Origin of the sequence: Streptomyces spongiae (genome assembly GCF_009377185.1) — a bacterium.
Classification (GTDB): Bacteria; Actinomycetota; Actinomycetes; order Streptomycetales; family Streptomycetaceae; genus Streptomyces; species Streptomyces spongiae.
In genome coordinates this window covers 1-12,961 of sequence record NZ_VJZC01000042.1, presented here as the reverse complement: position 1 = coordinate 12,961, position 12,961 = coordinate 1, and the positions used below count along the sequence as shown (strand labels likewise).

Here is a 12,961-nt window from a genome sequence, read left to right as displayed (position 1 = left end):
CCGCTCCTCGTATGAACATGATCATTACGGGCTGCGCGCCTCATGCTACTTGCCGCGGGGAACGCACCCTCGGCGACGGAAATTCGGTTGCGGAGGGTCACCGGGAGCACGCCATGATGGCCGCGACCGTACCGCCGAACCTCGGGAGACCCCGAATGCGCCGACTCCTCGAAACAACCCAGCGCCCCCACTGGCTCACGGTTCTCGAGGACTCGACCACGCATGCACACCCCGCACACCCTGAACATCGGCGTCCTGGCCCACGTCGACGCCGGTAAGACCAGCCTCACCGAGCGGCTCCTCTTCGACGGCGGCGCGATCGACCGGCTCGGCAGCGTCGACACCGGCGACACCCGCACCGACGACGGGGAGATCGAGCGCCGGCGTGGCATCACGATCCGCTCGGCCGTCGCCGCCTTCACCTCCGGCGACGTCCAGATCAACCTCATCGACACCCCCGGACACTCCGACTTCGTCGCCGAGGTCGAGCGCGCCCTGGAGGTCCTGGACGGCGCGGTCCTGCTGCTCTCCGCCGTGGAGGGAGTCCAGGCCCGGACCCGGGTCCTGCTGAGGACCCTGCGGCGGCTCGGCCTGCCCACGCTCGTCTTCGTCAACAAGATCGACCGCACGGGCGCCCGCGAGGAGGGCCTGCTCGACGACGTCCGGCGCCTGCTCACGCCGTACGTCGTGCCGCTCACCGGGGTCGAGGACATCGGCACCCGGCACGCCCGCGTCGTACCGCGCCCGCTCACCGCTGAGGACGTGGCGTCCACCCTCGCCGAGGTCGACACGGACATCCTCGCGGCGCTCGTGGACGGCCCCGCGCCGACCGAGGACGACCTGCGGTCCTCACTCGCCGCCCGCACCGCCGACGGCTCGGTGCACCCGCTGTTCTTCGGATGCGCGCTGGACGGGCAGGGAGTCGCCGAACTCGTCCAGGCCATGGTCCGGTTCGTTCCGGCGTCTGTGCCCGGCCGGAGCGGCACGGCCGACGCCCCGCGGGGCACGGTGTTCGCCGTACGGCCCGGACCCGGCGGGGAGCGGAGGGCGTATCTGCGCCTGTACGAGGGCCAGGTGGCGAACCGGCAGCGGCTGACCTTCCTGCGCCGTGAGGCCGACGGGCGGACGACGGAGGTCACGGGCCGGGCACTGGAGCTCACCGTCGTCGGGTGCCCCAAAACCCCCTCCCTCACCGCGGGGAACATCGCCGAGCTGCGCGGTGTGCCCGGCATCCGCGTCGGCGACCGGCTCGGTGACGTCACCGACCGGGTCCCGCAGTTCGCCGCGCCCACCCTGGAGACCCTCGTGCGGGCGCGGCACCCCGCGCAGGCGGCACCCCTGCGCTCGGCGCTGCTCTCACTGGCCGACCAGGACCCGCTGCTGCACGCCCGCCCCGCGGGGTCCGGCACGACCGCGCTGCTCCTGTACGGCGAGGTCCAGAAGGAGGTCCTCGCGGCCACGCTCGCCCAGGACTTCGGGATCGAGGCGGACTTCGAGCCGAGCCGTGTGCGGTTCCTGGAGCGCCCGGCCGGCACCGGGGAGGCGTACGAGGAGATGCCGTGGCTCGACCACACGCGCTACTGGGCCACGATCGGCCTGCGCGTCGAGCCGGGGCCACGGGGCTCGGGGGCGGTCTTCGCGTACGCGACCGAGCTCGGCGCCCTACCCCGCGCCTTCCACCAGGCCATCGAGGACACGGTCCACGCGACGCTGCACTCGGGCCCGCACGGCCGGCCGGTGACCGACTGCCGGGTCACGCTCGTCCGGTCCGGCTTCTGCGCCCCGATCAGCACGGCGGCCGACTTCCGCGGGCTCACCCCGATCGTGCTGCGCAGCGCCCTGGAGCGGGCGGGCACGCGCGTCTACGAGCCCTACCACGCCTTCGAGGCGGAACTCCCGGCGGCCGCACTGGCCCCCGTGACGGCGCGGCTCGCCGCGTACGGCGCGGAGTTCGGGGAGACGACGGGCGGCCGCGCCTCGTGGCTGCTCACCGGCGAACTCCCGGCCCGGCATGTACGGGAGGTGGAGCTGGAGCTGCCGGGGCTGACACACGGCGAGGGCGTGTGGTGGTCGCGGCCGTCGGGTGACCGGCCACTCAGGGCGGAGCGGTAGCGCGGAGGCGGCCTCGGCACGATCCCGTACGGCGGGCGGACGCGATGCGTCCTCCCTGTACGCCGAACAGGGGGCTTCGGCGGGGGCCATGCCCCGGACCGGTGCCGTCAAACAGCCAACTGCGCGTTCTGTCAAGGCATTTGGCGGGCACCCGTGGAAACAGGAAGGAGGACCGTCGACATGACGACGACGTCCATCAAGCGCGCCCGCCAACTGCCCGGCTGGGCGAAGGTCCTGACCATCCTCGTAGTGCTCCTCGTGGTCCTGCTGGCCGCCGTACGACTGATCTTCTTCGGGGCGATCAAGGACGTGTTCGGCGAGGAGACCCACGACCGTTCGGGCCCCGCACTCCTCAAGTCCATCCAGGACATAAGCCGTTACGACGCCGCCTCGGGCAACTTCCAGGTGGTCGTGGACCTGGAGAAGGACGCCAAGTACCTGCCGGACGCGATCCGCGGCACCCGCACCCTGTACGTGGGCGCGGGCACCGTCGACGCCTACGTCGACCTGGGGAAGGTGGGCGATGGGGACGTGACGGTGAACAAGGACCGCACGTCGGCCACGCTCCACCTGCCGCACGCGGCGCTCGGCAAGCCCGCCCTCGACCCCGAACGCTCCTACGCCGTCTCCAAGCAGCGCGGCCTGCTCGACCGGCTCGGCGACGTCTTCTCCGACAACCCCAACAGCGAACAGGCCGTCCAGAAGCTCGCGTCGAAGCACATCGGCGACGCGGCCAAGGACAGCCACCTCACCGCCCGCGCCGAGTCCAACACGACCGGCATGCTCGAAGGACTGCTCCGCTCGCTCGGCTTCAAGGAGGTGGAGGTGACGTACGGAGACGCCTGAGCCCACGGCGAAACCCGGTGCGCGCGGTGACGTATGCCATGCGTACGGCGGCATCGGAGCCGTTATCGGGGGTAACCGCTCTGAGCAGAAGGGAAGTTGAAAATGGGAGGGTTGCATGGCCCGCACCACGTCACGTTCCCGCACCTCGGCATCCGGCCGCCGGCGGACGGCAGCCCCACGCGGTGGGCGGCCTCTCCCGTTCCTCCTGCGTCTGCTGGCGATGGTGGTGGCCTTCGCCGCCATGGTCGCGTTCGCCGCGGCGCTGGCCCGGTTGACGCTCCAGCCGTCACCGGCCTCGGAGGCGCTGACCCACAGCAACCTGCGCCCCGGCCGCTCCCTGGAGGCCTATCTGAACCAGCCCGCGCTGCGCGACGCCGTCAAGCAGATCGGCGGGAACATCCTGCTCGGCGTGCCGTTCGGTCTGCTGCTGCCCGTGCTGGCGCCCGGGACGCGGGGCATCCTGCGCGTGGGGGCGCTGACCGCCCTGGTCATGCTCCTGGTCGAGCTCGTTCAGGGGGCGGCGATCACAGGGCGCGCCTTCGACATCGACGACGTCATCCTCAACACGGCGGGCGCACTGCTGGGGTACGTGCTGCTGGGGCGGCGGCTGGGTCGCGCGGTGCACCCGCCCGAGCCGAGGAAGCCCACGGGCGGCAGGGGCACGAAGGCCGGGAAGGGAAGCAAGCGCGAGAAGGGCAGCACGGCCGGGAAAGCGAGCACGGCCGGTAAGGCGAGCACGGCCGGTAAGGGCAGCACGGCCAGGAAGGGCAGCGCGGGTGGCAAGGGCCCTCGCTTCCACCTCCTGCGCCGCAGGGCATAGGGCCCTAGTGCGGCAGCCAGGTGAACTTGTCGCCGCCCACCCAGCGGACCACGTCCGGGTCGTCGAGGTCGTGGACCGTGATACCGGCCGCAGAGGCGGCGCGCAGGACGTCGACGATGGCCATTGCCTCGCCGACGACCTGTCCGTCGATCTCCACGATCCGGAACGGTGGTGTGCCGGGCTGCACCCCGAGCACCAGGATCCGCGGGTGGGGGAGGTAGGGGCTCGCGATTTCGGTCATACAACAGAGCGTAGATCGCATCGGGGCAATAGGACCCATAGCGGACCCATCTCCTGAGCGGGCCGGTCAGGGGCGCCGCCAGTCGTCGCTCTCCAGATGGGAACCCGCCTGCGGGCCCATCCGGAGCATGCCGCCGTCCACGCTCCAGGAGGCACCGGTGACGTAGGAGGCGTCGGGGCCCACGAGGAAGGCGATCAGGGCCGCGACCTCGCGGGCGTCGCCCGGGCGCCCGAGCGGGATGCCCGGTCGGCTCCGGGTGTGCACGTCGGCGCCGTCCTGCCCGGTCATGGGCGTGGCGATCTCGCCGGGGGCCACCGCGTTGACGGTGATCCCGTGTTCGGCGAGCTCCAGGGCCATGACCTGGGTGAGCAGGCCGAGGCCACCCTTGGCCGCGCAGTACGGGGCGGCACCTACGCGGGGCTGGTGCTCGTGCACGGAGGTCACGTTGACGATCCGGCCGCCGTCACCCTGCTGGATCATGTGCCGAGCGGCCCGCTGACCGCACAGGAAGGGCCCGACGAGATCGACGTCGAGGACCTGGCGCACATCGTCCAGCTCCAGGTCCATGAAGGGGGTCGCCGTCCCCGTACCGGCGTTGTTGACGAGCACGTCGACACGGCCGAGCCGGTCGCAGAGTTCGTCGACCGTGCCCGCGGCGACGGGCAGCCGGGTGAGGTCCATCTGCGCGACGACCGCGCGCCGCCCCCTGGCACGCACCTCCTCGGCCGTCTCCTCGGCACCCCGCAGGTCGCTGTTCCACGTGATGCCGATGTCCATCCCCTCCTCCGCGAGCCGGACCGCCGTGGCCCGGCCGATCCCGGAGTCGGAGCCGGTGACGACGGCCACCTCGCTGCGTTCGCGCGCGGACATCGCGCCTCCTCGACTGCGTGACGACTGCGACGTGCGGAGTACGGAGGCTCATCGCAGTACCCGGGGACGCGGCGCACAAACCGGCCCCCGTGTGCGGTCCCGGTGCGGTTGGGCAACGCTGGACGAGGAGGTGCCCATGGATCCCCTGGAGGCCCTGGACAGGATCGCGTTCCTGCTGGAGCGGTCCCAGGCGCCGACCTATCGCGTACAGGCGTTCCGTACCGCGGCGGCCGTGCTGGGCGCGCTGCCCACGGGTGAGGTTGCGGAGCGCGTGGCGGACGGCTCGCTGGAGTCGCTGCGCGGGGTCGGCCCGAAGACCGCGCAGGTGGTGCGCGAGGCGCTGGACGGCGAGGTGCCCGGCTATCTGCGGAAGCTGGAGGACGAGCCCGGTGAACCGGTCACGTCGGGCGGCGAACGGCTCAGGGCGCTGGTGCGCGGCGACTGCCATCTGCACTCCGACTGGTCGGACGGCGGGAGCCCGATCGAGGAGATGGGACGGACGGCGGCCCGCCTGGGGCACGAGTGGGCGGCGCTCACCGACCACTCGCCCCGGCTGACCGTGGCCCGGGGGCTGTCCGCGGACCGGTTGCGCGAGCAGCTCGACGTGGTGGCCGGGCTCAACGAGCGGTGGGCTCCGTTCCGGCTGCTCACCGGAATCGAGTGCGACATCCTCGAGGACGGTTCGCTCGACCAGGAGCCGGAGCTGCTGGAGCGGCTCGACGTGGTGGTGGTGTCCGTGCACTCGAAGCTGCGCATGGACGCGGCCGCGATGACCCGCCGCATGGTCAAAGCCGTCCGCGCTCCGCACGCCGACATCCTCGGGCACTGCACCGGGCGGCTGCTGAGCGGGCGGGGGCGGCCGGAGTCGGAGTTCGACGCGGACGAGGTCTTCGCGGCCTGCGCCGAGTCCGGAACGGCCGTGGAGATCAACAGCCGCCCCGAGCGGCTCGACCCGCCCAGAAGGCTGCTGCGGAAGGCGGTCGACGCGGGGGTGCTGTTCTCGGTCGACACCGACGCCCACGCCCCCGGCCAGCTGGACTGGCAGATCCACGGCTGCGCCCGGGCCGAGGAGTGCGGCGTGTCCGCCGAGCGCGTGATCACGACGTGGACCGTGGACGAGTTGCTGGCCTGGACACGGGAGGGCGTGGTGCCGTCGGGCGTGAGGAACACATGACCCGGTACCCGGGAGCGCACAGAACCCACGACGACGGCTTCGGCATGGCGGCAGTGGCAGCCGTGAAAGCCATGGCAGCCGCGAGGAAGGAGGACAGGTACATGGGCCGAGCAGCCGTGTTCGACGTCGACGGGACGCTGGTCGACACCAACCATCTCCATGTGACGACCTGGTGGGAGGCGTTCCGGCAGGCCGGTCACGACGTGGAGATGCACGCCATCCACCGGGCTGTGGGGCTCGCCTCGGGCGATCTGATCGCGCATGTCCTGGGCGAGAGCCGGGACCCGGACGAGGTGTCCGCGCTCAGCGCCGCCCACAGGTCGTTGTACGGCACCTACTTCGAGCGGCTGCCCGCGCTGCGGGGCGCCGGCCGGCTGCTGCGACGCCTGGACCACGACGGCTGGAGCGTCGTCCTCGCCACCTCGGCCGGCGGTTCGGAACTGTCCGCGCTGCGCCGGGCGATCGACGCCGACGACGCGATCACGGCCACGGCGAGCGCCGACGACGTGGACGCCTCCAAACCCGCCCCCGATCCGGTCGAACACGCCCTGGAGCTGGCCGGGGTGCCCGCCGAGCGCGCGGTGTTCGTCGGCGACACGGTGTGGGACATGCGCGCGGGCACCCGCGCCGGGGTGCGCTGCGTGGGCGTACTGAGCGGCGGCATCCCGCGCGCGGACCTGGAGGCGGCGGGCGCCGAGGCGGTCTACCGGGACCCGGCCCATCTGCTGGCGTCCCTGGAGGAGAGTCCGCTGGCGGCGGATGTGTGAGCCGAAACCGTACGGTCGAAGTGACCGGAACAGTGCGATTCGCGTGACGCGGATCACCACGAACACCGCATCTCGTAGGAACACTCACCGGTACTTTCCCGTTGAACCAACCGTGGGTGCGGATGGGACAGTGTCCCCGGGCCTCACCATCCGCCCACAGGGACGATCGTTCGGCTGAAGCCCTGTGAAGCCTTTCGCCGAGAGGCGACCGCCATCCGTACCCACCACAGACCGCCCCGACCGTGATTCCCCCGTCCGGTCGGGGCTTTTCTCTGCCCGACTCTCTGCCTGAGTCTCTGCCCGACGGCTCGCGTGCACCCTCCGGCGGCCGGGTACTCGGGCCTCCCGCCCCCGGGAGGAGCGGGGTCCCCGGTGAGAGGAGCCAGCGGTGAGCAGTGAAACCGGAGGCAGGATCGTCGTCACGGGTGCGACCGGCAACGTGGGCACCAGTCTCGTCCGTCTGCTCGCGGAGGACGAGCGGGTCGGGTCCGTACAGGGACTGGCCCGGCGGATCCCCGACTGGTCGCCGGCCAGGACGGAGTGGTCGGCGGTGGACCTGGGGGCGGAGGACACCGACCTGGTGGAGGAGTTCGACGGCGCCGACGCCGTCGTGCACCTCGCCTGGGCGTTCCATCCCACCCACGATCCGGCCGTCACCTGGAGCACCAACGTTCTCGGCAGTATCCGCGTCTTCGAGGCGGTGGCCGCCGCGAAAGTGCCGGCGCTGGTGCACGCCTCGTCGGTCGGCGCGTACTCACCCGGCCCCAAGGACCGCTCGGTGGACGAGTCGTGGCCGACGCACGGGTGGCCGGGCGCCGCGTACTGCCGGGAGAAGGCGTATCTGGAGCGCGCGCTGGACTCGTTCGAGCACCAGCACCCGTCGGTCCGGGTCGTGCGGATGCGGCCCGCGTTCCTGTTCAAGCAGGAGTCGGCGAGCGAGCAGCGGCGTATCCTCGGCGGGCGATTCCTGCCCGGACCGATCGTCCGCCCGGATCTGCTCCCCGTCCTGCCCGACGTTCCCGGGCTGCGGGTGCAGGCCCTGCACACCGACGACGCGGCCGAGGCGTACCGGCTCGCGCTGCACAGCGAGGCGCGGGGCGCGTTCAACATCGCCGCCGAGCCACCCGTCGACGCGGCCGTACTGGGCGAGATGCTCGGTGCCCGTCCGGTACGGCTGCCCCGCGCGGCCGCCCGCTCGGCGCTCGCCGCCGCCTGGGGACTGCACCTGCTGCCCGCGTCGCCGCACCTGTTCGACGCCGTCCTGCGGCTGCCGCTGATGGACTGCGCACGCGCGCGTGACGAACTGGGCTGGCACCCCGAGCGCACGGCGGTCGAGGTCCTGAAGGAGTTCCTGGAGGGCATGCGGCGCGGGGAGGGGGCGGAGACGGAACCGATGCGAGGGCGGAAGGTGGGCTGAACGCCGCGGAGGCCGTACGCCGTGTGCGGCCCACGGAAGGGCACGGTGCCGTTCCGTGGGCCGCACCGGTTGGTTGCGGAGCGGACACTCGGTGACGGATCCGACGGTGGCGGATCCGACAGTCGTGGACCCGACGGTCGTGGACCCGACGGTCGGTTGCGGACCGATCCGGTCGCGGCTCAGTCGGTGGACTCGTTCGGTACGGGCTGCTCGGGGTGGACGCTTCCCGACTTCGGGTCCCCGCGCCTGCCCGAGCCCGCCTCGTCCGGGTCGGGCACATCGGTGGCGGGAGTGTCCTCGTCGTTCTGGCTGTCGCCCTCGGTGGCGACGTCCCACGGGTCGTCGCCACCATGAGCCTGCTGGTCGGGCAGGTCTCGCGGTACGGGTTCCTCGTTCTTGCCGGGAACCCCCTGACGGTGATCGGTCACGGCGTGCTCCCTTCGTCCGGAGCGGCGCGAGTACCTCGTGCGGGGAGGCCGAAACCGGGCGCGACGACCGGGCCCGGTGTCAGCCGCCGAGCTCGTCCAGGGCCGCCGTGAGCTGCGGTGCCACCACTTCCCGGCGCCAGGTGACGTCTTCGTCGCCCAGGGCGCGGGGCACCGTCTCGACCAGCATGATCAGGTACAGGTAGCTGCGGTAGAGGGCGAGGCGCTGCCGGGCGGCCGACGTGAACTCGACCTGCCCGCCGATCTCTTGATAGCCCGTCAGGAACTCCGGGTCGTCCTCGATGTTCCCGAGCAGCGCGAGCGACACGAAGTCCGCCAGCGGGTCGCCCCAGAACATGCGCTCGCCGTCGATCAGTCCGCCGATACGCACAGCGCCGTCGCGCTCCACGAGGATGTTGCCCTCCCACAGGTCGAAGTGGACGAGGCGCGGGACGGTGACCTCGTCGAGGGTGTCGTACGCGGCCTTGGCTGTGCGCGCCACCTCGTCCACGGGGCGCGGCAGCCAGGCCCGGTAGCGGCGGGCGTCCGCGAGCACGGCGTCGTACATCGCGGTGAAGGCGGTGCGCCAGTCGGGGGCGAGGGGCCCCGTGGCGGCGGACGGGTAGCCGAAGGCCGGGCCGGTCACACGGTGGAGCCGGGCCACCAGGCCGCCCAACTCCCGGCGCAACGTCCGCTGTTCGGCTTCCTCCAGGGAAGCGAGGTGCCAGGGCGTGCCGGGGCAGGCGGTCATGAGGAGCCGGCCGTCCGCCAGGACGACCACGTGGGGAGCGGGTACGTCGACGGTGGCGGCCCCGCGGTAGAACTCCGCCTCTCCCGGGAGGAGTTCGTGTTCGTAGCGCAGGATCGGGGTCTCCGGCGGCGGGGGTGTCTTCAGGATCAGCCGCCGGCCGTCGGTGAGCACGAGTTCCTCGACGGTGTTGTAGGTGCCGCCGTCGAGCGACCGGACCGTCACGAGGTCGCCCTCGCCGAGTCCGGCCGCGGACAGGATCCGCCGTGCCCGCTCCCCCGCGTCCGCCATCATGCGTCTCCCCTTCGTCCGTACCGCCGGGCCGGCCACACTCTCGCAGGTCGGCCCGGCGCACGCACCCCTGTTATCCGGCCGAGTACACGTCCTCCACGTAGCGTCCCTCGGCGACGAGGGAGTCGAGCCACTCCTGGGAGCCGCCCCCGGCGCGCTCCCCGTGCAGGGCGAGGAACGCCTCCCGGACACCCGGCGCCATACGGGAGCCGTCGCCGCAGACGTAGACGCGGGCTCCGGCCTCCAGCAGATCCCACACCTCGTCCGCCTCGGCGGCGATCCGGTGCTGGACGAAGGCGGCGCCGTCGATGGGAGCCGCGCTGAAGGCGGGGCGCAGTGAGACCGCTCCGGCGGCCTCGGCGGCGCGCAGCTCGTCGGCGTGGAGGAAGTCGGCGCCGGGGGCGTCGCAGCCGAAGTAGCAGACGGCGGGGGCGAGCCGCGTCCCGGAGGCGAGCCTCGCGACACGGTCGGCGATCGCTCCCCGGAACGGGGCGAGGCCCGTGCCCGCCGCGACCATGATGACGGGCGCGGGGTCGTCGTGGCCGATACGGAAGGCCTCGCGGCAGGGCTGGATCCGGGCGAGCACCGTCTCACCGGGCTTGACCGAGTGCAGGTACCCCGAGCCGACACCGCTGTAGGTGCCGTTTCCGGAACGGGCCGGGGCCTCCAGCAGCGAGACCATCAGGTCGACGTGACCGGGGTCGGTGGCGGGCGAGGAGGACACCGAGTAGTGGCGCGGGCGCAGCGGGGTGAGGAGGGCGAGGAGGTCCGGCCAGTCCAGCGCGCCGCGCAGGGCGGGGTACGCCTCGACGACCTCGACCAGGGTGCGTGGGTCGTCCACGAGGGAGCTCAGGGCTGCCCGTTCCGGCGGGCACGGGTTGGCGGCCGCGAGGGCGGACAGCTGGGCGGCGGTCGGGCGCTCCTGCAGCCCCACGTGGTGGGTGAGCAGCCGGCGTGCGGTCAGCGGCCGGTCCACGGCGATGCCGTCGCGCCGTCGGGACCGGATGTCGAGGACCTCGTCCAGGTCGAGGCCCAGCGCGCCCGCGACCCGTTCGACGAGGAGGGGGTCGTTCACCGGCAGGACGGTCAGGTGGTCGCCGGTGCGGTAGGTGGTGCCGTCGGGGAGGGCGAGCCGGACGAACCGCTTGGTGCGCGGGTGGCCGGGCGCGGTGAGGTCGTACGCCTCCGTGACGGTCATGGGGACGAGGTCGTGCCGTGCGGCGACGGCGTCGAGCGGGCCTCCGGTGAGCGTGCGGACCTCGTACGCGGCCGTGGGCTCGTCGCTGGGCGCGGTGGCGTCGGGGTCGCCGTACCGCTCCAGCAGGGCGGTGCGCAGGCCGGCCGTGAAGGCGCGGACCGTGCCGCCCAGGTCTCCGGAGGCGTCGGCGGCGGCACGGTCCATGAGGCGGGTGCCGCCCAGTTCCGCGAGACGGTCGTCGTAGCGGGTGGGCACGTGCTGGTAGGTGGCGGCCCAGTTGCGGTCGCCGACGCCGAGGACGGCGTACGTGCCGTCGAAGGCCGCCGTGTCGCTGTCGAGCCAGGCGGCGAAGGCGGTGGCGTCGTCCGTGGGGCGGCCGTTGTAGGAGGCGGCGGTGATGATCACCGGGCGGTCGGCGGGCAGGCCCTCGGCGTACGCGTCCAGGGGCGCGACCTCCGTCTCGGCACCGAGCGTGGCTGCCTCGTCGGCGAGGGTGGCGGCGAACTCGCGGCAGGTGCCGTAGTTGCTGCCGTGCAGGAAGAGGGCACGGGTTCCGGGGCGTACCCGGGCGGGGAGGGTGGCCTCCGTGGTGTCCTCCTGCGTCCTCGCCTGTGCGACCGCGCCGGGCAGAAGGGCGTGCGAGCGGTCGGCGGCCGTGCGCGGGGAGAGCGTCAAGGTGAACCCCTCGGGCTTGAGAGTGAGGGTCTCCTTGACGGTGAGGGCGTAGTCGGCGTGGTCGTGCAGCCGGTAGCGGTGGACGAGCATCGCGAGCAGCATGGTCGCCTCGTGCAGCGCGAACTGCCGCCCGATGCAGGCGCGTTCACCGGTGCCGAACGGCTTGAAGGCGTGCACGGAACGGGCTGCCTCCGCCTCGGGCGTGAAGCGTGAGGGGTCGAACAGCTCCGGGTTGTCGCCCCACACCGGCAGACGGTGCAGCATGGGCGCCATGACGATGGCCGACTCACCCGCGCGCAGGGGGACGCGACCGCCGAGGAGGGTGTCCTCGCGGGCCTCCCGGCTGAACGCGGCGGCGGTCGGCCACAGCCGCAGTGCCTCGTTGAGGACCTGCCGGGTGTAGGTGAGGTGGCCGATGTCGTCGAAGGTCGGATCGGGATCGGCAGTGTCGCCCCACAGGGCGTCCACTTCCCGCTGCACCAGCTGGAGCACGGCGGGGTGCTTGGCGAGGTAGTACAGGGCGAAGGACATCGCGCCGGACGTCGTCTCGTGGCCCGCGATCAGGAAGGTGATGACCTGGTTGCGGATGTTGGCGGTGTCGAGCGTGGTGCCGTCGGCGGGGTGGGTCGCGCTGAGCATCAGCGAGAGCAGGTCCTCGCTGTCGCTCTCCCCCTCCGCTTCCCCCTCCTCCACACGGGCGGTGATCACGTCGTCCACGACCTGGGCGAGGTAGTCGGCGTCGGCCCGGAAGGCGGCGTCGGCCGCCGAGTAGTCGCCGCCCGGCACACGGCTCAGGCGGTGCATGCTCCACTCCAGGCAGCGGACCATGGCCTCCACGAACGGGTGCGGCTGGTCCCGCTCGAAGGAGCCGAAGTCGTAGCCGAAGCCGGCGAGCCCGATGGTGTCGAGAGTCATCCGGGTCATGTCGTCCGGCACGTCGACCGGCTGCTCGTCACGGGCGGCCCGGTCCCACGCGTCGATCAGCCTGCGCGCCACCCGGAGCATGACGGGGTGGTACGTCCGCATCGAGCCCAGCGCGAACGCCGGCATCAGGATGTCGTGCGCCTTGGCCCAGTTCGGCTCGTCGTTGTACGCCGTGAACAGCCCGTCGAGGGCGAACTCCCGGACGTTCTGCAGCGCGGGCCCGATCGACTTCGCGAACCGCTGCTCGTCGGCGAGCTCGGTGACCAGGTCCAGGTCGCTGACGAACAGCGTGTCCCGCCCGTGCAGCCGCCGGACGAGCGCGGGCCCGTGCTGGCGCATGAGGTCCATGACCTGCTGGATGGGGGTGCTGCCGGGGCCGGTGGCGGTGATGTCGACGACGGGGACGTCGGACGGGGAACCGGGGTCCTGGGGGTTCGGCGCGGTGGGGGACAT

11 protein-coding genes are annotated in these 12,961 nt (G+C 72.5%); 6 read left to right on the top strand and 5 right to left on the bottom strand.

Translation table 11 applies throughout. The features are described 5' to 3' along the window. Positions 1-222 precede the first annotated feature (222 nt). From otr(A) to FNH08_RS09360, 3 genes are all read left to right on the top strand, one after another. Positions 223-2,112, top strand: a complete 1,890-nt coding sequence (gene otr(A), locus FNH08_RS09370; protein ID WP_152770925.1) for a tetracycline resistance ribosomal protection protein Otr(A) — start codon at positions 223-225, stop codon at positions 2,110-2,112. 180 nt (positions 2,113-2,292) lie between these two features. Further along, positions 2,293-2,958, top strand: coding sequence for a DUF4230 domain-containing protein (locus FNH08_RS09365; protein WP_152770924.1), 666 nt, complete (start codon positions 2,293-2,295; stop codon positions 2,956-2,958). 115 nt (positions 2,959-3,073) lie between these two features. Further along, positions 3,074-3,778, top strand: coding sequence for a VanZ family protein (locus FNH08_RS09360; protein WP_152770923.1), 705 nt, complete (start codon positions 3,074-3,076; stop codon positions 3,776-3,778). 4 nt (positions 3,779-3,782) lie between these two features. On the opposite strand, the gene FNH08_RS09355 is transcribed toward FNH08_RS09360, so the two are convergent. Beyond that, positions 3,783-4,019, bottom strand: a complete 237-nt coding sequence (locus FNH08_RS09355) for a hypothetical protein (protein ID WP_152770922.1) — start codon at positions 4,017-4,019, stop codon at positions 3,783-3,785. Positions 4,020-4,085: 66 nt separating this feature from the next. Then, positions 4,086-4,889, bottom strand: a complete 804-nt coding sequence (locus FNH08_RS09350; RefSeq protein WP_152770921.1) for an SDR family oxidoreductase — start codon at positions 4,887-4,889, stop codon at positions 4,086-4,088. A 136-nt stretch (positions 4,890-5,025) separates the two neighbouring features. Between FNH08_RS09350 and FNH08_RS09345 the strand changes: the two genes are divergently transcribed. From FNH08_RS09345 to FNH08_RS09335, 3 genes are all read left to right on the top strand, one after another. Further along, positions 5,026-6,063 carry a PHP domain-containing protein gene (locus FNH08_RS09345; protein ID WP_152770920.1) on the top strand — a complete coding sequence of 346 codons (1,038 nt, stop codon included), beginning with the start codon at positions 5,026-5,028 and terminating at the stop codon, positions 6,061-6,063. 101 nt (positions 6,064-6,164) lie between these two features. Then, entirely contained in the window at positions 6,165-6,830 is a 666-nt protein-coding gene (locus FNH08_RS09340; RefSeq protein ID WP_152770919.1) for an HAD family hydrolase, read from the top strand. A gap of 388 nt (positions 6,831-7,218) precedes the next feature. Next, a complete protein-coding gene (locus FNH08_RS09335) occupies positions 7,219-8,247 on the top strand; it encodes an SDR family oxidoreductase (RefSeq protein ID WP_322724082.1) in 1,029 nt (342 codons plus the stop codon). A gap of 179 nt (positions 8,248-8,426) precedes the next feature. On the opposite strand, the gene FNH08_RS09330 is transcribed toward FNH08_RS09335, so the two are convergent. The 3 genes from FNH08_RS09330 to FNH08_RS09320 all read right to left on the bottom strand — a co-directional run. Continuing rightward, positions 8,427-8,675: a hypothetical protein gene (locus FNH08_RS09330; protein ID WP_322724081.1), complete on the bottom strand. Its 249-nt coding sequence runs from the start codon at positions 8,673-8,675 to the stop codon at positions 8,427-8,429. A gap of 79 nt (positions 8,676-8,754) precedes the next feature. After that, complete coding sequence (locus FNH08_RS09325; protein ID WP_152770942.1) at positions 8,755-9,711, bottom strand: phosphotransferase family protein; 957 nt, start codon at positions 9,709-9,711, stop codon at positions 8,755-8,757. Between the two features lie 73 nt (positions 9,712-9,784). Beyond that, on the bottom strand, positions 9,785-12,961 hold a 3,177-nt coding region (locus FNH08_RS09320), incomplete at its 5' end, for a cytochrome P450 (RefSeq protein ID WP_152770918.1).

What these genes read in the sequence shown, in the direction of transcription:
- FNH08_RS09365 (WP_152770924.1), top strand. Translation starts at nt 2,293, where the DNA reads ATGACGACGACGTCCATCAAGCGCGCCCGCCAACTGCCCGGCTGGGCG.
- FNH08_RS09360 (WP_152770923.1), top strand. Translation starts at nt 3,074, where the DNA reads ATGGCCCGCACCACGTCACGTTCCCGCACCTCGGCATCCGGCCGCCGG.
- FNH08_RS09355 (WP_152770922.1), bottom strand. Translation starts at nt 4,019, where the DNA reads ATGACCGAAATCGCGAGCCCCTACCTCCCCCACCCGCGGATCCTGGTG.
- FNH08_RS09350 (WP_152770921.1), bottom strand. Translation starts at nt 4,889, where the DNA reads ATGTCCGCGCGCGAACGCAGCGAGGTGGCCGTCGTCACCGGCTCCGAC.
- FNH08_RS09345 (WP_152770920.1), top strand. Translation starts at nt 5,026, where the DNA reads ATGGATCCCCTGGAGGCCCTGGACAGGATCGCGTTCCTGCTGGAGCGG.
- FNH08_RS09340 (WP_152770919.1), top strand. Translation starts at nt 6,165, where the DNA reads ATGGGCCGAGCAGCCGTGTTCGACGTCGACGGGACGCTGGTCGACACC.
- FNH08_RS09325 (WP_152770942.1), bottom strand. Translation starts at nt 9,711, where the DNA reads ATGGCGGACGCGGGGGAGCGGGCACGGCGGATCCTGTCCGCGGCCGGA.